The sequence below is a fragment of the Saccharothrix sp. S26 genome (assembly GCF_021390395.1).
Taxonomy (GTDB): Bacteria; Actinomycetota; Actinomycetes; order Mycobacteriales; family Pseudonocardiaceae; genus Actinosynnema.
The window spans coordinates 232,854-253,661 of record NZ_JAJUWT010000014.1 but is presented as its reverse complement, the minus strand read 5'-3'; the positions used below and the strand labels follow the sequence as shown (position 1 = coordinate 253,661).

Annotated in this window: 26 protein-coding genes; 17 read left to right on the top strand and 9 right to left on the bottom strand. The window is 72.0% G+C overall.

All coding sequences use genetic code 11. The features are described 5' to 3' along the window. From ybeY to LZG04_RS24090, 3 genes are read left to right on the top strand one after another with little or no spacing between them, the layout of a single operon-like run. Entirely contained in the window at nt 1-555 is a 555-nt protein-coding gene (gene ybeY, locus LZG04_RS24100) for an rRNA maturation RNase YbeY (RefSeq protein WP_233820390.1), read from the top strand. A gap of 13 nt (nt 556-568) precedes the next feature. Further along, a complete protein-coding gene (locus LZG04_RS24095; protein WP_233820388.1) occupies nt 569-1,867 on the top strand; it encodes a hemolysin family protein in 1,299 nt (432 codons plus the stop codon). Continuing rightward, nucleotides 1,860-2,192, top strand: coding sequence for a cytidine deaminase (locus LZG04_RS24090; protein ID WP_233820386.1), 333 nt, complete (start codon nt 1,860-1,862; stop codon nt 2,190-2,192). The genes LZG04_RS24095 and LZG04_RS24090 overlap by 8 nt, the downstream gene beginning before the upstream one ends. Before the next feature lie 4 nt (nt 2,193-2,196). On the opposite strand, the gene LZG04_RS24085 is transcribed toward LZG04_RS24090, so the two are convergent. Next, on the bottom strand, nt 2,197-3,051 hold the full coding sequence (locus tag LZG04_RS24085) for a C39 family peptidase (protein ID WP_233820384.1): 855 nt from the start codon (nt 3,049-3,051) through the stop codon (nt 2,197-2,199). A 184-nt stretch (nt 3,052-3,235) separates the two neighbouring features. Between LZG04_RS24085 and era the strand changes: the two genes are divergently transcribed. The 6 genes from era to LZG04_RS24055 all read left to right on the top strand — a co-directional run bounded on the left by era (nt 3,236) and on the right by LZG04_RS24055 (nt 9,267). After that, nucleotides 3,236-4,132, top strand: coding sequence for a GTPase Era (gene era / locus LZG04_RS24080; RefSeq protein WP_233820382.1), 897 nt, complete (start codon nt 3,236-3,238; stop codon nt 4,130-4,132). Continuing rightward, nucleotides 4,133-4,885, top strand: a complete 753-nt coding sequence (recO, locus tag LZG04_RS24075; protein ID WP_233820379.1) for a DNA repair protein RecO — start codon at nt 4,133-4,135, stop codon at nt 4,883-4,885. It begins immediately after the preceding gene. A gap of 42 nt (nt 4,886-4,927) precedes the next feature. Next, complete coding sequence (locus LZG04_RS24070; protein ID WP_233820377.1) at nt 4,928-5,746, top strand: isoprenyl transferase; 819 nt, start codon at nt 4,928-4,930, stop codon at nt 5,744-5,746. Then, nucleotides 5,747-6,172 carry a YbjN domain-containing protein gene (locus LZG04_RS24065; RefSeq protein WP_281291734.1) on the top strand — a complete coding sequence of 142 codons (426 nt, stop codon included), beginning with the start codon at nt 5,747-5,749 and terminating at the stop codon, nt 6,170-6,172. Next, nucleotides 6,172-6,444: a hypothetical protein gene (locus LZG04_RS24060; RefSeq protein WP_233820374.1), complete on the top strand. Its 273-nt coding sequence runs from the start codon at nt 6,172-6,174 to the stop codon at nt 6,442-6,444. Before LZG04_RS24065 ends, LZG04_RS24060 begins: the two co-directional genes overlap by 1 nt. A 780-nt stretch (nt 6,445-7,224) precedes the next feature. Further along, nucleotides 7,225-9,267 carry a P-loop NTPase fold protein gene (locus LZG04_RS24055; protein ID WP_233820371.1) on the top strand — a complete coding sequence of 681 codons (2,043 nt, stop codon included), beginning with the start codon at nt 7,225-7,227 and terminating at the stop codon, nt 9,265-9,267. Here LZG04_RS24055 and LZG04_RS24050 read toward each other — a convergent pair. Next, on the bottom strand, nt 9,252-9,908 hold the full coding sequence (locus LZG04_RS24050) for a class I SAM-dependent methyltransferase (RefSeq protein WP_233820370.1): 657 nt from the start codon (nt 9,906-9,908) through the stop codon (nt 9,252-9,254). The genes LZG04_RS24055 and LZG04_RS24050 overlap by 16 nt on opposite strands. 92 nt (nt 9,909-10,000) lie before the next feature. On the opposite strand from LZG04_RS24050, the gene LZG04_RS24045 reads away from it, so the two are divergent. Together LZG04_RS24045 and LZG04_RS24040 are read left to right on the top strand one after the other, a co-directional pair. Then, complete coding sequence (locus LZG04_RS24045; RefSeq protein WP_233820369.1) at nt 10,001-11,011, top strand: permease; 1,011 nt, start codon at nt 10,001-10,003, stop codon at nt 11,009-11,011. Nucleotides 11,012-11,024: 13 nt separating this feature from the next. Next, on the top strand, nt 11,025-11,744 hold the full coding sequence (locus LZG04_RS24040) for a TIGR03943 family protein (RefSeq protein WP_233820366.1): 720 nt from the start codon (nt 11,025-11,027) through the stop codon (nt 11,742-11,744). 1 nt (nt 11,745) lies between these two features. Here LZG04_RS24040 and LZG04_RS24035 read toward each other — a convergent pair whose 3' ends face one another. Genes LZG04_RS24035 through LZG04_RS24025 form a run of 3 tightly spaced genes read right to left on the bottom strand, consistent with a single transcriptional unit; the run spans nt 11,746 to nt 12,887 of the window. After that, on the bottom strand, nt 11,746-12,177 hold the full coding sequence (locus tag LZG04_RS24035) for a Fur family transcriptional regulator (RefSeq protein ID WP_233820364.1): 432 nt from the start codon (nt 12,175-12,177) through the stop codon (nt 11,746-11,748). Next, nucleotides 12,174-12,575 carry an ArsR/SmtB family transcription factor gene (locus LZG04_RS24030; RefSeq protein WP_374202867.1) on the bottom strand — a complete coding sequence of 134 codons (402 nt, stop codon included), beginning with the start codon at nt 12,573-12,575 and terminating at the stop codon, nt 12,174-12,176. The genes LZG04_RS24035 and LZG04_RS24030 overlap by 4 nt, the downstream gene beginning before the upstream one ends. A 45-nt stretch (nt 12,576-12,620) precedes the next feature. Continuing rightward, on the bottom strand, nt 12,621-12,887 hold the full coding sequence (locus LZG04_RS24025) for a DUF6703 family protein (protein WP_233820362.1): 267 nt from the start codon (nt 12,885-12,887) through the stop codon (nt 12,621-12,623). A 17-nt stretch (nt 12,888-12,904) separates the two neighbouring features. On the opposite strand from LZG04_RS24025, the gene LZG04_RS24020 reads away from it, so the two are divergent. After that, nucleotides 12,905-13,285 (top strand): antibiotic biosynthesis monooxygenase family protein, encoded by a 381-nt coding sequence (locus LZG04_RS24020; RefSeq protein ID WP_233820353.1) that lies wholly within the window; start codon nt 12,905-12,907, stop codon nt 13,283-13,285. A 127-nt stretch (nt 13,286-13,412) separates the two neighbouring features. Next, nucleotides 13,413-14,798, top strand: a complete 1,386-nt coding sequence (locus LZG04_RS24015; protein ID WP_233820351.1) for a glycine--tRNA ligase — start codon at nt 13,413-13,415, stop codon at nt 14,796-14,798. A gap of 97 nt (nt 14,799-14,895) precedes the next feature. Here LZG04_RS24015 and LZG04_RS24010 read toward each other — a convergent pair whose 3' ends face one another. Beyond that, on the bottom strand, nt 14,896-15,822 hold the full coding sequence (locus LZG04_RS24010; protein WP_233820349.1) for an AraC family transcriptional regulator: 927 nt from the start codon (nt 15,820-15,822) through the stop codon (nt 14,896-14,898). 83 nt (nt 15,823-15,905) lie between these two features. On the opposite strand from LZG04_RS24010, the gene LZG04_RS24005 reads away from it, so the two are divergent. From LZG04_RS24005 to LZG04_RS23995, 3 genes are all read left to right on the top strand, one after another. Beyond that, nucleotides 15,906-16,331 carry a DUF1772 domain-containing protein gene (locus LZG04_RS24005; RefSeq protein WP_233820343.1) on the top strand — a complete coding sequence of 142 codons (426 nt, stop codon included), beginning with the start codon at nt 15,906-15,908 and terminating at the stop codon, nt 16,329-16,331. Nucleotides 16,332-16,487: 156 nt separating this feature from the next. Beyond that, complete coding sequence (locus LZG04_RS24000; RefSeq protein WP_233820325.1) at nt 16,488-16,826, top strand: hypothetical protein; 339 nt, start codon at nt 16,488-16,490, stop codon at nt 16,824-16,826. A gap of 219 nt (nt 16,827-17,045) precedes the next feature. Continuing rightward, complete coding sequence (locus LZG04_RS23995; protein ID WP_233820314.1) at nt 17,046-18,491, top strand: SulP family inorganic anion transporter; 1,446 nt, start codon at nt 17,046-17,048, stop codon at nt 18,489-18,491. A 33-nt stretch (nt 18,492-18,524) separates the two neighbouring features. On the opposite strand, the gene LZG04_RS23990 is transcribed toward LZG04_RS23995, so the two are convergent. From LZG04_RS23990 to LZG04_RS23980, 3 genes are all read right to left on the bottom strand, one after another. Next, nucleotides 18,525-18,989 (bottom strand): DUF6194 family protein, encoded by a 465-nt coding sequence (locus tag LZG04_RS23990; RefSeq protein ID WP_233820310.1) that lies wholly within the window; start codon nt 18,987-18,989, stop codon nt 18,525-18,527. A gap of 168 nt (nt 18,990-19,157) precedes the next feature. Continuing rightward, a complete protein-coding gene (locus LZG04_RS23985) occupies nt 19,158-19,295 on the bottom strand; it encodes a hypothetical protein (RefSeq protein ID WP_233820309.1) in 138 nt (45 codons plus the stop codon). Between the two features lie 75 nt (nt 19,296-19,370). Next, complete coding sequence (locus LZG04_RS23980) at nt 19,371-20,102, bottom strand: peptidase E (RefSeq protein ID WP_233820304.1); 732 nt, start codon at nt 20,100-20,102, stop codon at nt 19,371-19,373. 53 nt (nt 20,103-20,155) lie between these two features. On the opposite strand from LZG04_RS23980, the gene LZG04_RS23975 reads away from it, so the two are divergent. After that, the gene (locus tag LZG04_RS23975; protein WP_233820300.1) at nt 20,156-20,794 is read left to right on the top strand and encodes a YdcF family protein; all 639 of its coding nucleotides are present in this window, start codon (nt 20,156-20,158) and stop codon (nt 20,792-20,794) included. Nucleotides 20,795-20,808: the final 14 nt, after the last annotated feature.

Genomic DNA, 20,808 nt, shown 5'->3' with positions numbered 1-20,808 from the left:
GTGAGCATCGAGATCGCGAACGAGTCGGGCGTGAGCGTGGACGAGCCGTCCATCGTCGCCGCCGCCCGGTTCGCCCTGGACCGGATGGGCGTCAGCCCGTTGGCCGAGCTGTCCGTCCTGCTGGTGGAGCTGGACGTGATGGCGGACCTGCACCAGCGCTGGATGGACCTGCCGGGTCCGACCGACGTGATGGCGTTCCCGATGGACGAGCTGGACTCGGCGCGCCGACCCGACGCCGCGGGCCTGGGCCCGGCGCTGCTCGGCGACATCGTGCTGTGCCCGGACTTCGCCAAGGACCAGGCCAAGAAGGCGGGCCACAGCCTGCTGGACGAGCTGCACCTGCTGACCGTGCACGGCGTGCTGCACCTGCTCGGCTACGACCACGCCGAGCCCGCCGAGGAGCGGGAGATGTTCACGCTGCAGAACCGCATCCTGGGCGACTTCCGCACCGCGGCGGCCGAGGCGGAGCGCAAGTCGGCGCAGCGCGAGGCCGACTCGAAGCTCCTCGGGGCGGTCGGCCTGGAGGACGCGGACCGACCCGAGCCCACAGCCTGAGGCGGCCGAGGTGATGGGCAGTTCCGCCGGCTTGTTGGTGTTGGCCGTGGTGTTGGTGTTGTCCGCCGGTGCGTTCGCGGGAGTGGACGCGGCGCTGGGCACGGTTTCGCGGGCACGGGTCGAGGCGTTGCAGCGGCAGGGCCGGGCGGGTGCGGGGCAGTTGATCCAGCTGCTGGCCGACCGGCCGCGGCACGTGAACCTGCTGCTGTTGCTGCGCCTGGGCTGCGAGCTGGCCGCGACGGTGATCGTGACCGTGGTGTGCCTGGGTCTCATCACCACGGAGTGGGCGGCCATGCTGGTCGCCGGGCTGAGCATGCTCGTGGTGTCGTACGTGCTGGTCGGCGTGGGTCCGCGGACGATCGGCCGGCAGCACCCGTACGCGGTGAGCCTGCTGGCGGCGGGCCCGATCCGGGTGCTGGGCCGCGTGCTGGGGCCGTTGAGCAGGTTGCTGATCCTGGTCGGCAACGCGATCACGCCCGGCAAGGGCTTCCGCGAGGGCCCGTTCTCATCCGAGGTGGAGCTGCGCGAGCTGGTCGACATGGCGCAGGAACGCGGCGTCGTGGACGAGGGCGAGCGGGAGATGATCCACTCGGTCTTCGAGCTGGGCGACACGATCGCGCGCGAGGTGATGGTGCCGCGCACGGAGATCGTGTGGATCGAGCAGACCAAGTCGATCCGCCAGGCACTGGCCCTGTCGCTGCGCACCGGCTACACGCGGGTGCCGGTGATCGGGGAGAGCGTGGACGACATCGTCGGCGTGGTGAACCTGAAGGACCTCGTGCGGTTGACGTTGGCCGAGGAGCCCAACGGCACGTCGGTGGCGGACGTGATGAAGCCGGCGTCGTTCATCCCGGACTCGAAGCCGATCGCGGACCTGCTGCGGGAGATGCAGCTGTCGCGCAACCACCTGGCGGTGGTGGTGGACGAGTACGGCGGCACGGCGGGGCTGCTCACCATCGAGGACATCCTGGAGGAGATCGTCGGCGAGATCACCGACGAGTCCGACACCGACGACCGGCCGCCGGTGGAGCACCTGGACGACGGTTCGGTGCGGGTGAGCGCGCGGTTGCCGGTGGACGACCTGGACGCGGTGTTCGGCACGGAGCTGGACGACCACGAGGTCGAGACGGTGGGTGGGTTGCTGGCGCAGCGCCTGGGCCGCGTGCCGCTGCCGGGCACGGAAGCCGAGATCGCGGGCCTGCGGATGCGGGCCGAGGGCGGCAAGGACGAACGCGGGCGGATGCGCATCACGACGGTGCTGGTGCGCCCGGTGAACAACGGCGACCACAGCGAGGGGACCACCGATGAGTGACCTCGACCCCGAGGACCAGAAGATCGTCACGCTGGCGCGCTCGGCTCGGGCCCGGACGGGTGCGGCGGAGGGTGCGGCGGTGCGTGACACCGATGGCCGGACCTACGCGGCGACCACGATCGCGTTGCCGTCGCTCAAGCTGACGGCGCTGCAAGCGGCCGTGGCGGCGGCGGTGTCCAGCGGTGCCGAGGGCCTGGAAGCGGCGGCCGTCGTCACCGCCTCCGGCGAGGTGGACGCGGACTCGGTGGCGGCGGTGCGCGACCTGACCGCCGGTGCGCCCGTGCTGCGCGCCGACGCGTCCGGTGCTGTGCAGGAGACCGTGTAGGGCGCTACAGCAGCACGCCCGCGCGGCCGAGGTCGTGGTCGAAGTACGCGGCGAGGGTGGACGCGGACGCCCGGTGGACGATCGGCTGCGAGGCCGGGTCGAGCACCAGGTAGTCGCCGTCGTAGGCGGCGACGGTGAGGAAGTGCGGCACGTTCCGACCTGACCACGGCAGGCCGACCATGTTGCCCGCCATGATCGCCGGGCGGCCGTTGCGGACGTGGGTGAGCACGCGGTTGAGGTCGTTGAACACCACGGTCGCGTACACGCCGTTGGCTGCGAGCGCGCGCTTGACGTCGGACTCGTTCGTGCCGAACTTGGCCGGGTCGTTCCACGTCGGGTCGTAACCCATGTCGGACCGGGCGCGGTTGATCGCGTCGACCGGACGGCTCGCGTTCCACGACCTCGGCGTCACGCCCGCGGCGAGCAGCGCGGACACCACGCTCGCCGGCCCGCAGTCCTCGCCCTGGTTGGGCTGGCCGTGGAACTGGGACACCGGTACCAGCCGGCTCGTCGGCGTGCCGCAGTCCGGCACGCCCGGGATGCGGTAGTCGTACCCGGTGGCCATGTAGGCGTCGGCGAGGTAGCCGCGCAGCGCCGGCACGTAGTCCCACAGGTCGCTGGTGAACCCACGCGTGTTGGTCACCGACTGGCCGCGCACCTGGCACGAGATGTCGACCCGCTGCCCGTCCCACACCAGGCCGAGCGACGAGCTGGCGGACGTGGGCGCGGAGCGGATGTTGAGGCCGTCGCCGTCGGTGTTGCCGACCGTCGCGGTCGCGGCCGATGCCACTCCCGCGCCCGCGACGAGCGCGGACGCCACGAGCACCGGTACGAGCAGCGAGCGGAGTAATCGGGTCACGGGTGCCTCCAAGCGGTTACCGGTCGGTTACCCCGAGTGTGATCCGGTCGTGCCGCGCGGGGTTCCGGGTGAACGGTGGCCGCTTCGTGGTCGCGCAACACCGGACTCCGGCGGGCGACCGGGGGAACGGGCGGGTATCGGCACCTGGCGCGGCGCGGTCGGCGGGGGCGGGGACAATGGGCGGATGGATGGTTACCGCTCCGGGTTCGCGTGCTTCGTCGGCCGCCCCAACGCAGGCAAGTCGACGTTGACCAACGCGCTGGTCGGGACCAAGGTCGCGATCACGTCGAGCAAGCCGCAGACCACCCGGCACACCATCCGGGGCATCGTGCACCGCGAGGACGGCCAGTTGGTCCTCGTGGACACCCCCGGCTTGCACCGCCCGCGCACCCTGCTCGGCCAGCGGCTCAACGACCTGGTCCGCGAGACGTGGTCCGAGGTGGACGTGGTCGGGTTCTGCGTGCCCGCCGACCAGAAGGTCGGCCCCGGCGACAAGTTCATCGCCGCCGAGCTGGAGAAGATCGCCAAGCGCACGCCGGTCATCGGCATCGTCACCAAGACCGACCTGGTCGGTCAGCAGCAGGTCGCCGAGCAGTTGCTGGCGTTGCAGAACGTGATGGACTTCGCCGACCTGATCCCGGTGTCGGCGGTGGACGGCTACCAGGTCGACACCCTGGCGGACCTGGTGCTGGGCAAGCTGCCGGAGGGCCCGCCGCTGTACCCGGACGGCGAGCTGACCGACGAGCCGGAGCTGACCCTGGTGGCCGAGCTGATCCGCGAGGCCGCGCTGGAGGGCGTGCGCGACGAGCTGCCGCACTCGATCGCCGTCGTGGTGGAGGAGATGCTGCCCCGCGAGGGCCGGGACGACCTGGTGGACATCCACGCCAACGTGTTCGTGGAGCGCCCGAGCCAGAAGGCGATCATCCTGGGCCACCGCGGCGAGCGCCTCAAGCAGGTCGGCATCACCTCCCGCAGGCAGATCGAGAAGCTGCTCGGCACGCGCGTCTACCTCGACCTGCACATCAAGATCGCCAAGGACTGGCAGCGCGACCCGAAGCAGTTGCGCAGACTGGGGTTCTAGGTGGCGAACCTCTACCGGGACACCGGGGTGGTCCTGCGGGTGCAGAAGCTCGGCGAGGCCGACCGGATCATCACGCTGCTCACCCAGCGGCACGGCAAGGTGCGCGCGGTGGCCAAGGGCGTGCGCCGCACGTCGTCCCGGTTCGGCGCGCGGCTGGAGCCGTTCGGGCACGTCGACGTGCAGTTCTACCCGGGCCGGTCGCTGGACGTGATCACGCAGGTGGAGACGCTGGACGCGTTCGGCGTGGTGCTGGTGGACGACTACCAGCGCTACACGGCGGCGTGCGCGGTGCTGGAGACCGCCGACCGGCTCACCGCCGAGGAGGGCGAGCCGGTCCTGCGGCTGTACCTGCTGGTCACGGGAGCGTTGCGGGCGTTGGCGGCGAAGGAGCGGGATGCCTCGCTGATCCTGGACGCCTTCCTGATGCGCGCGATGGCGTTCGCGGGGTGGGCGCCGGCGGTGGACGAGTGCGCCCGCTGCGGCGACCCCGGCCCGCACCGGGCGTTCAACGTGCACGCGGGCGGCATGGTGTGCCCGCGGTGCCGGCCACCGGGCAGCGCCACGCCGTCGGCCGACACGTTGCGCCTGCTCGCCGCGCTGCTGCACGGCCGGTGGGACGTGGTGGACGGCATCCCCGCGGTGGCCCGCCGCGACGCGAGCGGCCTGGTCGCCGCGCACTTGCAGTGGCACCTGGAGCGGCAGTTGCGCTCGCTGCCGTTGGTCGAGCGCAAGGCGCAGCCGGCCGACGGTTAGAGTCGCCTGCCGCACGAGAAACCCACCCTGGAGAGGACAGCCATGCTCCGCCGACGGCGGGTTGAGCGCGTCCAGCGCGTTCCCCGACCCCCGGAACCGCACCCGACCGGCGCGACGCCGCCGGTGCTGCCCGCGGACCTCGTGCCCCGGCACATCGCGATCGTGATGGACGGCAACGGCCGCTGGGCCAACCAGCGCGGGTTGTCGCGCATCGAGGGGCACAAGCGCGGTGAGGCCGTCGTGGTCGAGGCGGCCAAGGGCGCGATCGAGATGGGCGTGAAGTGGCTGTCGCTGTACGCGTTCTCCACGGAGAACTGGCGGCGCAGCCCGGAGGAGGTCCGCTTCCTCATGGGCTTCAGCCGTGACGTGATCCACCACCGCACCGACGAGCTGGACGAGCTGGGCGTGCGGGTGCGGTGGGCGGGCCGGCGGCCCAGGCTGTGGCGCAGCGTCATCAAGGAGCTCGAGGTCGCCGAGGAGCGCACGAAGGACAACACCGTGCTGAACCTGGCGATGTGCATCAACTACGGCGGGCGGGCCGAGATCGGTGACGCGGCGCGCGAGATCGCCCGGCTGGTCGCGGCGGGCGAGGTCAACCCGGAGAAGGTGGACGAGCGCACGCTGGCCAAGCACATGTACCAGCCGGAGATGCCGGACGTGGACCTGTTCATCCGGCCGTCCGGTGAGCAGCGCACCTCGAACTTCCTGCTGTGGCAGTCGGCGTACGCGGAGCTGGTGTTCCAGGACATCCTGTGGCCCGACTTCGACCGGCTGGACCTGTGGCGCGCCTGCGAGGCGTACGCCATGCGCGACCGGCGCTTCGGCGGCGCCGTGGACAAGCCCGACGTGGAGGATTCTTAAGTGACCGACCAGGACGCCAAGGTGACCGCGGAGCTGCTCACCGCGGCCCGTGAGGCGTTGGAGATGTTCCACGACGTCCACGTCGACGACGACGGCGCGTTGAGCTTCCAGCACGGCGAGGTGCCGTGCGCGGTGCAGGCGATGCGGTTGGCCGAGGGCCTGACGGTGCTCAGCCTGACCTGCGTGGTGGCGTGGGACCTGCCCGACGACCGCAACCTCGCCGTGTCCGCCGCCGAACGGGCGGGACAGGGCCTGTTCGGCACGCTCGGCGTGGTGCACACCGAGCGCGGGATGGATGTCACGTTGCGCTACGCGTTCCCGGCGGAAGGTCTCAAGCCGGAGCCGTTGAGCACGCTGCTGATGTTGGTCGTGTCCACCGCCTCGCAGCTGCGCAACGAGCTGCTGGCCGGAACCGGGAGTGCCTGATGGCCGGTGTGATCGTGTACGAGCCCGACGACGAGACGGACGTGGAGGGCCTGCCGTGGGCCGTCACGTTCGAGGCTTCGGCGGGGGAGGAGTGGGCGTCGTTCGTGTGCGGCCCCTACGACCGCGACGACGCGGTGAAGCTGGCCGAGGAGGTGCTCGCCGCGAGCCGCGGCGTGACCGCCGTGGTCGAGCCGCTGTTGCCGGTGACCGAGGCGGCGGACGTGCTGGCGACGATCGCGGAGCTGCGTGACGAGGAAGCCGACCCGGAGTAACCGTGCGTGATCGAACCGGTACGGTCGGGCCCGAACGGGCGTCGACCTGACCGGGGGGTCTGGTGAGTTCACCGAAGATCACGGAACTGGGGAGGGTGGACGGGGCGTCGGTGGCGGTCGCCGCCACCGCCGAGCCGTGGAACCCGGGGATCGACGCGCTGGTCGTGTCCGTGGGCGAGGTCCTCGGAGACCTCGGGGCGGAACTCGCGGACCGGTTCCCGAGCTTCGACCGGGCCGTCTCCCGGATCACCCTCGCCCGCATCGGGGCGTCCGACCCGAGGGTGGTCCGGCTCAAGGGCATCGGCTCGCTCGGCCTCGTGGTCCTCGCGTCGCCCCACGGCGAGTACGGGATCGTGGACACGTCGAGCGTGGCGGCGGCGACGCGGGCGGCTATCCGCGCGGCTGCCAGGGAGGGCGCGAACGGCGTCGCGCTGCCCCTGCTCGCCACGGGCGCGCTCGGCCTTTCTCCGCGCGAGGTCGCCGCGGTGGTCGTGCCCGTGGTGCTGGACGTGCTGCGTTCACCCTCCAGGCAGGCGTTGCGGCAGGTCGTGCTGTTCGGCCGCGATGCACAGGTGGTCGACGCGGTCTCCCGGCAGTGGTCCGACCACGGCCGGCCACCGGTGGAGGCCGCGGCGTCGACGTCGGCGGCGGAACCGCAGCACCCGACGCCGGTCGAGCGCCCCGATGAGCGCCGGGTGTCGGACGACCTGGCCGGCGGGGTGTCGAGCGACCTGGTCGACCCGACCGAGCCGATCCCCCCTGGCTCGGGACCGGCTCGGGGTGGCCACGTACGCGTCGATGCTGGCCGCGGTCATCGCCGAGCGCGCCACCCCGACGCCGCTGTCGGTCGGCGTGTTCGGCGACTGGGGCTCGGGCAAGAGCTTCTTCATGGGCATGCTGCGCGGGCGGATCGGCGAGTTGGCCGAGTCCGGCTCGCCGAAGTACTGCCGGCGCGTCGTGCAGATCGGCTTCAACGCCTGGCACTACGCGGACACCAACCTCTGGGCGAGCCTGGCGGACGTGATCTTCCGCGCGCTCGCCGACGCCGACCGCGACCCGCACCGGCAGCGCGGCGAGCTGCACCGCCTGCTGGCCGAGACGGTCGACCGGCGCGAGGAGCTGGAAGAGCTCAACCAGCGGGCCGAGGAGGAGGTGGCCCGCCTCAAGGCCAAGGTCGACGAAGCCGACCGGCAGCACGTCATCGGCGCCCGCGACCTGCTCACCGCGCTGAGGGAGTCGACCCGGCTGCGCGAGCGACTGGATCGGGTGTGGAGCCGGATCGGCGTCGCCGACGAGGTCGAGCAGGGCAGGCTGCTCTCGCAGCAGCTGCGGGGCACCCACGCCGACGTGGACGCGCTGCGCCGATTACCGAGCGATCGTCGGGGCAAGGTCGCGCTCGCCGCGGCAGGCGTCGTGCTCGGCGTCACGGCGGCCGCCGCGGTGGCGGCGCCGCTGATCACCTGGCTCGGCGGCGTCGCGGGCCTGGTCCTCGCCGCGGTCGGCGGCGGGCTCATCCTGCGTGCCCGCAAGGGACTGGGTGAGCTGCGCGTGCTGGCCGAGGACATCCGCGGCGGGCTGGACCGGATCCACGAGGAACGGGTGCGCGAGCACGTCGCCGATACCGTGGACCAGCTCCGGAAGGCGGAGGCGGACCAGCTCGTCGCCCAGGCGCAGTTGGACGAGGTGGTGACCCACATCGGTGAGCTGGGCAGGCAGCTGGCCAACCTCGACCCGGCGCGCCGGATGTCGGCGTTCGTGGCCGCCAAGGGCGAGTCCTACACGCGTGACCTGGGGGTCGTGTCGGTCCTGCGCAGGGATTTCGAGCAGCTCGTCACGCTGCTGGCCGACTGGCGGGCGAACCCCGACGCGGACCGGGGCGGGCAGCGACCGGTCGACCGGATCGTGCTGCACATCGACGACCTCGACCGGTGCGAGCCGCGCCAAGTCGTCCAAGTCATGGAGGCCGTGCACCTGCTGCTGGCCATGGACCTGTTCGTCGTGGTGGTCGGCGTGGACCCGCGCTGGCTCGTGCGCTCGCTGCGCGACCACTACGCCGGCGTGCTGGACGGGGACACCTCGGCGTCACCGTGGCGCGTGCTGCCGGCGGACTACCTCGAGAAGATCATCAACATCCCGTTCACCCTGCCCGGCATGGCCCGCGGCAGGCTGGGCGAGGTGCTGCGGTCCATGGCGGAGGTCGAGGCCCATGCCCCGATCGGCGCGGAGGAACCGGACGTGCCGCGACCCGATCCGAGCGACGACGTGCCGGAGCACGTGCTCCCCGTCGAGCCGGGGGCCCAGTTGGACACCTCCGAGCACGCGCCGCTGCCCGCCCGGCCGCTGACCGAGCGCGAGCTGGTGTTCCTCGCCGCGCTGGACCCGCTCGTCGACACACCGCGCGCGGCGAAGCGGCTGTTCAACATCTACCGGATGATCCGCGCCACCCGCGACCTCGGCGACGCGGCACGCTTCCTCGGCGACGACGAGCGGCCGGGCGAGTTCCAGGCGGTGGTCGTGCTGCTCGGGATCGTCGCGGTAGCGCCCTCGCTGGCCGTCCCGGTGCTCGACACCCCGCCGGCGGCGGACGTTCGCGGCGGGCTCGTGCACCGGGACCGGGGCGGGACGTGGGCCTCGTTCGCGGCGGACCTGCGGCCGGAGCACGGGCACTCACCGGTCGTCGGCACGATCACCGGGCAGGAAAGCCACTGGCTGCGGTTGCACGACGGGCTCGAAGGCGTCACGCGCCTGGTCACGCTGCCGGACCTCACCGTTTTCCAGGAGTGGGTCCCGCACGTGCGGCGGTTCTCCTACTTCGACCGCTGAGTTCCCTCGAGCACGTCGTAGCCGATGAACGTGAACATGCGCGCGCCCGCGGTCAACGGGGGCGGGGCGGCGCGGAAGCGGTGGCTGCCGACGCCGTAGTCCGCGTTCGGGTCGGACAGCCAGTAGCGGTCGAAGCCGCGGTCCTCGAACCACGCGCAGATCGACGGCACGAGGTCCGGTGCGCCGCGGTGGCGGGTCCAAATCACCGCGCCGCCGGTCCGGCACAGCTCGGCGCAGTGGTCGACGGTCCGCTCGACGTCCTCGTCGGTGATGTTGCCGAACACGCCGCACACCAGCACGAGGTCGGCCGGGGCCAGGTCGCGGTAGTGGTCGGTGAGCGAGGCGTCGGCCGTCAGCACCTCCACCCCGGTCAGGCCGGCCGCCCGTGCCGCCGCCTCGGCGATCGCGGCGTTGCGCGGGTCGAGCTCGACCAGGCGTGCCCGCACGTCGTCGCGCCGGGGGTGGTCGGCGAGCACTTCCAGCAGGTCACGGCCCTGGCCGGCGCACAGGCTGAGCGCCCTCAGCGGTCCGGGAGGGCTCTCGTCCAACGCGGCCCGCACCTGCGCCTGCACGGCACGCAGCCGCCGCGCCAGCGTCGAACCCGCTACGTCGTAGTCCGCGTGCCACTCGTGCCAGTCCACGATGCCGAACCTACCGACCGTGACCGGCGGGTGGCGGACATCCCGACGGAGGTCGGTGGGCCGACGGCGGTGGTTCTGGCATCATTTCGAAAGTGACAATCACTGGCGAGATCCGCGGCTCGCGCCGGCGCCCCACGCCGCCGCGCTGGAAGATCACCTCGCTGGAAGTGCTCTGCGTGCTGCTCGTGCTGGCCCTGGTCCTCCAGGACTGGCTGGTCGCCGCGCTCGACGCGCCGGTGCTGCGCACCGCGTCCACGGTGTTCGTCGCGCTGTGCGTGCAGGCGCTGCCGTTCCTCGTCCTCGGTGTGCTCATCAGCGGCGCGATCGCGGCGTTCATCCCGGCCACGGTGCTGCGCCGGGCGCTGCCGAAGAAGACCGCGCTGGCCGTGCCCGTCGCCGGTGTCGCCGGGGTGGCGCTGCCCGGCTGCGAGTGCGCGTCCGTGCCCGTCTCCCGCCGCCTGATGCAGCAGGGCGTGGCGCCGGCCGCGGCGCTGACGTTCCTGCTGGCCGCGCCCGCGGTGAACCCGATCGTGCTCGTCTCCACCGCCGTGGCCTTCCCGAAAGAGCCCATGATGGTGCCCGCGCGGTTCGTCGGCTCGCTGCTCACCGCCGTCGTCATGGGCTGGCTGTGGACCCGGTTCGGCAAGGCCGAGTGGATCGCCGAGCGCGCGTTGCGCCGCCTGCCCGACCACGACGGCACGTCCCGCTGGGCGGTGTTCGCCGAGACCGCGCGGCACGACCTGGTCGACGCGAGCGGGTTCCTGGTGCTCGGCGGCGTGTTCGCGGCGGCGTTCAACGTCCTCGTGCCGCAGGCGTGGCTGGAGACGCTGGGCGGTCAGGTCGTGCTCGCCGTGGTGGTGCTGTCGCTGCTGGCCGTGGTGCTGGCGCTGTGCAGCGAGGCCGACGCGTTCGTCGCGGCCTCCATGTCCGCGCTGCCGCTGCCGGCCCGGCTGGTGTTCCTGGTGGTCGGCCCGGCGGTCGACGTCAAGCTCATCGCGCTGCAGGCGGGCGCGTTCGGCAAGTCCTTCGCGGCGCGCTTCGCCCCGGCCACGTTCCTGGTGGCGGTCGCGTCGGCCCTGGTCGCGGCAGAGGTGTTCCTGTGAGGCGGGAGAACCGGTGAGGCGTGAGACCCAGAACATCCTGCTGGTGCTGCTCGGCGGCGCGCTGCTCAAGCTCGCGCTGACCGGCACCTACCTGCGGTACGTCAAGGAGTCGTTGCAGCCGTGGCTGGTGCTGACCGGCGGCGTGATGGTGGTGCTGGCCCTGGTGTCGATCGTGCGTGACATCCGGCTCGGCCAGGCGCAGCCGAGCGGGGTCGAGCACGCCGGGCACGAGCACGGCACGTCCCGCAGCCCGTGGATGCTGCTGCTGCCGGTGTTCGCGGTGTTCCTGATCAGCCCGCCGGCGCTGGGCGCGGACACGGTCAACCGGTCCGACCGCAACGCCGCCCAGGAGGCCAAGGCGTCGAGCGGGTTCGCGCCGCTGCCCTCCGACGAGGTCATCCCGCTCACCATCAGCGAGTTCGTCACCCGCACCGCGTGGGACGACTCCGGCTCGCTGGACGACCGCACGGTCAAGCTCACCGGGTTCGTCGTGCGCAAGGACGCGGACGTGTTCATCGCCCGGCTGACCATCTCGTGCTGCGCCGCCGACGCCTCACCGGTCAAGGCGAAGATGGCCGGTCAGGACTTCAGCGCGCTGCCGACCGACCAGTGGGTCGAGGCCACCGGCCGGGTCGTGCCCGGCTCGGCGACCAAGGAGAGCGCGTTCGTGCCCACCTTCACGGTGTCGCAGGTCGTGCCGATCGCCGCGCCCGAGGACACCTACGAGGGGTGACTCACGAGGACCGGCCCTTGGCGCAGCAGTCGTGGCACGTGCCGAAGATCTCCACGGTGTGGCTGACCTCGACGAACCCGTTCTCCGCCGCGACCCGGTCGGCCCACTTCTCCACCGCCGGGCCCTCGACCTCCACCGTGCGGCCGCAGCCCCGGCACACCAGGTGGTGATGGTGGTGCTGGGAGCAGCGGCGGTAGATCGCCTCGCCCGAGTCGGTGCGCAGCACGTCCACCTCGCCCGCGTCGGCCAGCGACTGCAACGTGCGGTAGACCGTGGTCAGGCCGATGCCCTCGCCGCGCCGGCGCAGCTCCTCGTGCAGCTCCTGCGCCGAGCGGAACTCGCCGAGCGAGTCGAGCAGCTTGGACACGGCGGTGCGCTGCTTGGTCGACCGCAGTCCGGGCACCGCGGTGGTCGGGCGCTCGCCAGTGGTCACATCTCCTCCGTCCGCGGGGTCCGGTCGGCCTGGTTGATCCCACGCGGCCCCTCGTCCACGTGGGTGACCGCGTCCACGACGATGTGCGCGAGGTGCTCGTCGACGAGCCGGTAGACGACCTCGCGACCGTGCCGCTCGCCGTGCACCACGCCCGCCGCCTTGAGCACCCGCAGGTGCTGGCTGATCAGCGGCTGGGCCACGCCCAGCGCCTCGACCAGCTCGTGCACGCACCGGTCCGCCTCGCGCAGCTGCAGCACGATCGCGATCCGCACCGGCGCGGCGAGCGCGCGCAGCAGCTCGCCGGCCGCCGACAGCGTCCGGGTCGGCTGCCGCGGCGCCGGCGGGGGCACGCGGCGCTCCGGGGAGTGCACGTGCTCGCCCCGCACTCCGACCGTCACGGCGCCTCCCACGTGGTATGGATTTTCACCACCGATACTACGGCGCTAGAGCACCGACACCGTGATGAGCACCAGGACGCCCAGCACGAGCAGCCTCAGCACGCGCGCGCTCGGGGTGAGCAGGGGCCATGTCGTGGCGAGCAGCGCCGCCACGCCGAGCGCGAGCAGGCCCAGCAACAGCGCGCCCACCGTGCCCTGAAGCCACACGCCGAGCACGAACACCGCCAGGACCAGCAGGAACGCCGCGGGCGCGGGCACCCGCGAGAGCGGTCCGGCACCGGGGATCAGGGTCCGCTTCGAGTCACCAGCCACCGTGGCATCCTTGCACCGTGCTGCTCGTGTGCCGCTTCACCGTGGCCGAATCCGGGGTCGAGGCGTTCACCGGGCGCGTCGACCGGGCGTTGGCCCTGCTCACCGCCCAACCCGGCTGTCGGCGTGCCCAGCTGTCCCGGTCGACCGACGAGGCCGACCGCTTCGTGCTGACCGTCGAGTTCGACTCGGTGGTGGCCTACCGGCGGGCGATGTCGCCGTTCGAGGTGCGCGAGCACGTCATCCCCCTGCTGTCCGAGGCGAACACCGACGAACCGGCCGCCTATGAGCCGCTGCTGGTCGCCGCTGACGGTGCGGTCCGACGCGAGGTGAGCCTGCTGGCGCACGACGCCGGCACCGTCCGCCTGGGCGAGGCCGCGGGTCCGTCCACCCCGCGCTGAACGGCCGCTGCCGCCGGGCGGCCCGAGCACGGGGACCGGGCACCGGTCGCCCGATGGCGACGTGACGGCAAGGACTACCCTGGCAAGCCCGTTTCCCGTCCTTTCTGCATCTCCCGATGGAGTGTCCGTGGCAGCCGATCGCATCGAGACCGTCGTCAGCCTGTGCAAGCGTCGCGGGTTCGTCTACCCGTGCGGCGAGATCTACGGCGGCACCAGGTCGGCCTGGGACTACGGTCCGCTCGGTGTCGAGCTGAAGGACAACATCAAGCGCCAGTGGTGGAACTTCATGGTGCGCGGCCGCGAGGACGTCGTCGGCCTGGACTCGTCGGTGATCCTGCCGCGTGAGGTGTGGGTGGCGTCCGGGCACGTCGAGGCGTTCGTCGACCCCCTGATCGAGTGCAACTCGTGCCACAAGCGGTTCCGGCAGGACACGTTGGCCGAGGAGTACGCCGAGCGCACCGGCAAGCAGGTCGCCGAGGGCGACGTCTCCGACGTCCCGTGCCCGAACTGCGGCACCCGCGGCCAGTACACCGAGCCGAAGATGTTCAACGGCCTGCTCAAGACCCACCTCGGCCCGGTCGAGACCGACGAGGGCCTGCACTACCTGCGCCCGGAGACCGCGCAGGGCATCTTCACGAACTTCCTGAACGTGCAGACCACCTCGCGCCGCAAGCCGCCGTTCGGCATCGGCCAGATCGGCAAGAGCTTCCGCAACGAGATCACGCCGGGCAACTTCATCTTCCGCACCCGCGAGTTCGAGCAGATGGAGATGGAGTTCTTCGTCGAGCCGGGCACGGACGAGGAATGGCACCAGTACTGGATCGACGAGCGCACGCGCTGGTACACCGAGCTGGGCATCTCCAAGGAGAACCTGCGGCACTACGAGCACCCCAAGGAGAAGCTGTCGCACTACTCGAAGCGGACCGTCGACATCGAGTACCGGTTCCGGTTCGGCGGTCAGGAGTGGGGTGAGCTGGAAGGCATCGCCAACCGCACCGACTTCGACCTCACCACCCACTCCAACCACTCCGGCGTCGACCTGTCGTACTTCGACCAGGCCACCAACTCGCGCTACCGGCCGTTCGTGATCGAGCCCGCCGCGGGCGTCGGCCGGCCGATGATGGCGTTCCTGCTGGAGGCCTACACCGAGGACGAGGCGCCCAACGCCAAGGGCGGCGTGGACAAGCGCGTCGTCCTGCGACTGGACCGCAGGCTGGCCCCGGTGAAGGCCGCAGTGCTGCCGCTGTCGCGCAACGCCGAGCTGTCGCCGAAGGCCAAGGACCTGGCCAACGCGCTGCGCAAGCACTGGAACATCGAGTTCGACGACGCCGGCGCCATCGGCCGCCGCTACCGCAGGCAGGACGAGATCGGCACGCCGTTCTGCGTGACGGTCGACTTCGACACCCTCACCGACCACGCCGTGACCGTGCGGGAACGCGACACGATGTCGCAGGAGCGCGTGTCGATGGACCAGCTGGAGGGCTACCTGGCCGCCCGGCTGATCGGCGCATGAGCGTTGGACTCTCGCGTTTTGAGCGTAGGACACGCGCGTTCTGAACGTAGGACTCTCGCGTTCTGAACGTAGGACACGCGCGTTCTGAACGTTGGACTCACGCGTTGGCGCGGTGTTCGGAGGGGCGCAGGCCGCGTTCCCTCTTGAACGCCGTGCTCAGCGCGAAAGCGGTGCTGTAGCCGACCTGGCGGGCGACGGCGGCGAGCGTGGCGGACGGTTCGCGCAGCAGGTCGGCGGCCAGGGTCAGGCGCCAGTCCGTCAGGTAGGCCATCGGCGGTTGGCCGACCAGGTCGGTGAACCGCCTGGCCAGGGCTGCCCGGGACACGCCGACCGCCTCGGCCAGCGCGGCCACCGTCCACGGGCGGGCCGGGTCGGCGTGCAGCAGTCGCAGCGCGCGCCCGACAACAGGATCGGCGTGGGCCGAGTACCAGGTGGGCGTGCGCGCCTCCGGGCGGCAGAACCACGACCGCAGCACGGAGATCAGCAGCAGGTCGAGCAGGCGGTCCAGCACGGCTTCCTGGCCCGGTTCGTCCCGCGTGATCTCCTCCGCCAGCAGGGGCACCAGCGGCAGCTCCGACCGCGGCACGACGAGGAACGGCGGCAGCACCGACAGCAGCCGACGGCTCACCTCGCCGTCCAACTGGTACGTGCCGCTGAGCAGCACCACGGACCCGTCGGGGTTCGCGCCCCACGTCCGCACGCCCAGGCCCCACTGCTCGCACAGCTCCGAGCCGTCCGGGGTGGTGGTGATCTCGCCGGGGTGCACCACCGCCTGCACGGGCGTGGCCGGGTCGTCCGCCAGACCGTACGGGTCGGGCCCGCGCAGCACGGCGACGTCACCGGCGTCGAGCCGCACGGGCTCACCGTCGTGCGGCAGCAGCCACGCGTCGCCGCGCACCAGCGCCACCACGGTCAGCGGCGCGCGGTCCTCGACGCGCAGCGACCACGGCGGGTCCAGGACGGTCCGCATGAGGTGCGCGCCACGGGCGCGCGGACCGTCCAGCAACCCGGCGAGAGCGTCCACGGACGCCAGCCTAGAGACGCTCGCGCATGTGATCGAGCCGCTGAGCCATGGGAAGTCCAGCACCCGTCGACTTGACTGGCGCCATGTTCCCCATGGTGACGATCATCGCGGCCCTCGGCTGCGGGATGATGGCCGGAGTCTTCTTCGCGTTCTCCGCGATGGTCATGCCCGGGCTGCGGCGGGCCGAGCCGGCGGTCGGCGTCGCCGCGATGCGGGCCGTCAACCTCGCCGTGGTGAACCCGGCGTTCATCGGCCTCTTCCTCGGCACGGCGGTGGTCGGCGTGGTGGCGGCGTTCGAGGGCGACCCGTGGGCGTGGGCGGGTGCGGCGCTCTACGTCCTGGGCGGGCTCGTGCTCACGGTCGCGTTCCACGTCCCCCGCAACGACGAGCTCGGACGGCGTGCCGAGTACTGGACCCGCTACCTCCGCGAGTGGGTGCCCGCGAACCACCTGCGGGCGCTGCTGTCGCTCGCCGCGGCGGCCTCGTTCACCCTGGCCGCCCTCCACTAGTGGTTACTGTTGGTGACGGTATTCCGGTTTAATGATCTGCGTCACGGACTATCGAGTGAATATCGGACCGACTGTGTGAAAACCGGCTTCTGATTAACCCTCACGTCACCCGCCTTTGTGACACTGGATTGAAGGCGCAACTCATCGGGGGGTGTCATGGCGCGTGCTGTCGTCGTCGCGATCGCCTTGGCGCTCATCGCCGTGCTCGTGCCGTCGCCGTCCGGCCCCGTCGGCGTCCTGCGCACCGCGCCGATCGGCCACACCGTCGCGACCTCGGAGGAAGAACCTGCCCGCGAGGGCCGCACCGGTGCCGAGCCGCGATCTTGGACCGCCCGCCCCGCGCCCGCCCGACCTGCGGCGGACAGCTCCCGCGTGGTTCCCGTCCTCCGGCGCGTCGACGCGTCCACGGGCACGGACCCGCCCGTGGGCCGGGGACGACCCGACCACCTCCGTTCGTGGTCGACCCCATCGGCTCTCCAGGTGTTCCGGAACTGATCGGCACCCCACCGCCAGTCGATCGCACAGTCCGACCACCGACGAGTGGGGAAATCCGATGGAAATCGACCTGCGGGCCCACCGCGCCCGTGCATATCCGCCCTGCGTGTCCCAGGAAATGGGACGCGGGCGCGCGAACGACCGACCACCGGCCCCGTCCACCGATCGCGCGGCATCACGCGCGGTGAACGGCCCGGCGGGGGACGACCGGTGAGCACCATGACCGAACGACCCGCCCCGGCCCGGCTGCGGGCGACCCTCTGGCCCGACGTCGGCGCGTCCCTGGTGGTGTTCCTGGTGGCGCTCCCGCTGTGCGTGGGCATCGCCGTCGCCTCCGGCGTCCCGGCCGAGCTGGGCATCATCACCGGGGTGGTGGGCGGCCTCGTGGTCGGCCTGCTGCCCGGCAGCACCATGCAGGTCAGCGGCCCGGCGGCGGGCCTGACCGTGCTGGTCGCCGACACCGTCGCGGCGCACGGCCTGCCCGCGCTCGGCCTCATCGTGCTCGGGGCGGGCCTGCTCCAGGTGGCGATGGGCCTGCTGCGGCTGGGCCGCTGGTTCCGCGCCATCTCGCCCGCCGTGGTCCAGGGCATGCTCGCCGGCATCGGCCTGGTGCTCGTGCTGGGCCAGCTCTACCCGTTCGCCGGGCAGGACCAGCCCGCCATGACCGGCGAGAAGTTCGCGGGCCTGGCCGAGCTGGCCCGGACCGCGCTGACGACCGAGGTCGGCCTGAGCGGAGTGGCCGTCGGCGTGCTGACGCTGGTCGTGGCGTGGCTGTGGAAGCGCACGCCGTGGCGCGCCGTGCCGGGGATGCTGGTGGCCGTCGTGGTCGCCTCCGCGGTCAGCGCCGTGCTGCCGCTGCCGCGCATCTCGGTCGGCCCGTTGACCGACGTCGTGCACTTGGTCGACTTCTCCCTGCTGGACGCGGGTCTGCTGGGCGCGGTGCTGACGTTCGCCCTCGTGGCGTCGGCGGAGACCCTGTTCTGCGCGGCGGCAGTGGACCGCATGCACGACGGGCCGCGGACCAGGTACAACCAGGAGCTCGTCGCGCAGGGCGTGGGCAACGCGCTGTGCGGTGCGCTCGGGGCGTTGCCGATGACCGCCGTGATCGTGCGCAGCGCGTCCAACGTGGACGCCGGGGCCCGCACCCGGCTGTCCCGCGTGCTGCACGGCGTGTGGCTGCTCGTGTTCGTCGTGCTGCTGCCGGGCGTGCTGTCCTACGTCCCGCTGGCGGTGCTGGCGGCGTTGCTGGTGCAGGCGGGTTGGAAGCTGCTGGCGCCCAAGCAGGTCCTGGCCCTGGCCCGCGCGGACCGGGCGGAAGCCGCCGTCCTGGTGCTGACCGCGGGCCTGATCGTGGTGACGGACCTGCTCACCGGCACCCTCGCCGGCCTGCTGGCCGCGGTGGTCAAGACGGCCTGGGACATGTCCCGCCTGACCGTCACGGTGACCGCCCACGGCGAGGACCACCACCACGTGGCCGTGCGCGGCAACGCGACGTTCCTGAAGCTGCCGGGCCTGCTGGAAACCCTGGAGGCGGTGCCGGACAGCAGGCACGTCCGGGTGGACCTGACCGGTGTCCGCCACCTCGACCAGGCGTGCGGCCAGGCGATCGACCACTGGGCCGCGGGGCGCGGCAGCGTGGAGCTGATCCACCCGACGTCCGATTGAGCGTCCCCGGCGCGGCGACCCCGCGCCGGGGCCTCACAACGCGGTCCGCCGCGCGTGGTTGGCGTGCTTGCGCACCGCGAAGTCGTACGCCTCGGTGAGCAGCGGCCCGATGGCGTCGAGCGTCGCCCGACCCGGCGAGATCACGCACACCCAGTGCTGCGAGGCGTAAACGGGGTGCGGCATCACCCGATCCCGTTCCGCGTAGTCGAATTCGGTCTTCAGCACGCCCTGCTCGTCGCGCTCGGTCGGCGGCGCGCCGAACATCGCCGTGTACGTCGCCTTGGTCAACCCGATGTTGAGCCGGTAGGCCCCCGGCTGGTCCAGGTCGGAGACCCGCTCGTAGTTGTCGCTGTTCACGATCGTCGCGAACGGCATCTGGCGTTCCGGCGGGAGGTCGCCGTCGGGGTCGTAGAGGAAGAACGTGTCGCCGTAAGCCTCCATGACGCGGACCCCGGCGAAGGTCGAGCTGATGTGTTCCTTCATCTCGTCGGCATTCACCCTTCAAGCGTATCCTTGAAGTCCTCTTAGAGGCTTTCCCGAACAAATGCGCAGGTGCTGGAGGTTGGCGAACGGAAAAGCCTCAACCGGCGATGACCGCGCCGCCGTGCAGGTGCGAGTCCGCCGGTGCGCGGGTGGGGGCCAACGCGTTCATGGCGTCGTCGTCGCTCAGGCCGAGGCGATCCCGCCCGCGGCCCCGACCGCCCGCGCCACCGCCGCCGAGAGGTCCGGGGCGGGTGCCTCGGCGGCACGTGGCGCGGCCGGGTGCGGGTGGTCGGCCGAGGTGCTCGCGACGCTCGGGGCCACACCAGCGCTGCCACGCCCGCGACCAGCGCGACCGCGAGCACCCACCGGCGTCTTCCCGCACCTCAACGGTCCGGTTCACAACCGCCTGACGTCGAGCGGTTCCTCCTGTGCGGTTGCTGAAGATTCGTCACGTCGCACGACGTAGGCGCCACCGGAGCGCCGTTCGGACACCGCCTCCACGAGCTCCGTGCCGTGGTAGACGAGCCCGGCGCCGTCGTCGGTGCAGTGCGTCACCGGCAGGACGCCCGAAGCCACCGCCGCGTGGATGGTCGGCCGCCGCGCCGCCTCGCTGTCGTAGTGGACGCCGCACCCGTACGGCAGGAAGCCCAGGCCGTTGGTGATCACGCGCAGCTCCGGGCCGAACGAGTCGGTCGAGCCGCCCAAGTACCAGCAGATCGATCCGGCGGACACGCCACCGAGCACCACCCCGTCCTGCCACGCGCCACGCAGCGCCGTCGCCAGGTCGTGCACCGCCCACACGGCCAGCAGGTTCGCCACCGAACCACCGCCCACCCACACCACGTCGTGCTCGCGGAGGAAGCCCGGCACGTCGGTGGTCGGCGGCATGGTGAACAGGTTCAGGTGCGACACCTCCCACCCCGCGAGCTGCCCGGCTTCGGAGAGGTCCGCGTTGAACCACCGCTGGTCGCCCAACGCCGTGCCGATGTGGCACAGCCTCGGCTTGCGGCCGTGCACGCCGGACAGGTCCACGGCGTGGCGCACGAGCCCGTGGAACTCGAGGTTGGTGCGGCGGCCGGCGCGAAAGCCGCCCGAGGTCGCCACGATCGTCGGCTGGTCTGCTGCCATGCCCGTGATCCTGGCAGCGCCACGGCCGCGACGGGTGTGGGATCATCGCCGGCGTGACGTTCCTGCCGAGACTCCGCAGGCTTGCCACGCGCGTCGTCCTGGGCGGCCTCGTGATCGGGCTCCTCGTCGTCGGCGGCACGGCGTTCCGCGTGTGGCAGGTGGCCCGCGAGGACGACCGCACCCACGCCGACATGGCCGTGGTCCTCGGCGCGGCCCAGTTCAACGGCGTGCCGTCCGACGTGCTGGAAGCGCGGTTGGAGCACGCGCGCCGGCTGTACGAGCAGGGCGTGGTCAGCTACATCGCCACCACCGGCGGCAGGCAGCCCGGCGACAACTTCACCGAGGGCGAGGCGGGCCGGATGTGGCTGGAGACGCACGACGTGCCCTCCGACCGCATCCTCGAAGTCGGCGAGGGCACCGACACGCTGGGCAGCATCCGCGCGCTCGCCGCCGCGGCCCGCGCCAAGTCCCTCACCACGGCCGTGATCGTCAGCGACCCGTGGCACTCCCTGCGGGCCCGCACGATGGCCGAGGACGAGGGCCTGTCGGCGTGGACGTCCCCGACGCGCAGCGGCCCCAACGTGCAGACCCGCGAGACCCAGCTGTTCTACATCCGCCGCGAGACCGGCGCGCTGCTCTACTACCACCTGATGAAGGCACCGGCCGGGGCGTTCGACGGCATCCTGCTGTAGACGTGCCCTTACCC

Coding starts and splice junctions, on each gene's coding strand:
- LZG04_RS24095 (WP_233820388.1), top strand. CDS start 569: ATGGGCAGTTCCGCCGGCTTGTTGGTGTTGGCCGTGGTGTTGGTGTTG.
- LZG04_RS24090 (WP_233820386.1), top strand. CDS start 1,860: ATGAGTGACCTCGACCCCGAGGACCAGAAGATCGTCACGCTGGCGCGC.
- era (WP_233820382.1), top strand. CDS start 3,236: ATGGATGGTTACCGCTCCGGGTTCGCGTGCTTCGTCGGCCGCCCCAAC.
- LZG04_RS24070 (WP_233820377.1), top strand. CDS start 4,928: ATGCTCCGCCGACGGCGGGTTGAGCGCGTCCAGCGCGTTCCCCGACCC.
- LZG04_RS24060 (WP_233820374.1), top strand. CDS start 6,172: ATGGCCGGTGTGATCGTGTACGAGCCCGACGACGAGACGGACGTGGAG.
- LZG04_RS24005 (WP_233820343.1), top strand. CDS start 15,906: ATGTTCCCCATGGTGACGATCATCGCGGCCCTCGGCTGCGGGATGATG.
- LZG04_RS24000 (WP_233820325.1), top strand. CDS start 16,488: ATGGCGCGTGCTGTCGTCGTCGCGATCGCCTTGGCGCTCATCGCCGTG.
- LZG04_RS23995 (WP_233820314.1), top strand. CDS start 17,046: ATGACCGAACGACCCGCCCCGGCCCGGCTGCGGGCGACCCTCTGGCCC.
- LZG04_RS23980 (WP_233820304.1), bottom strand. CDS start 20,102: ATGGCAGCAGACCAGCCGACGATCGTGGCGACCTCGGGCGGCTTTCGC.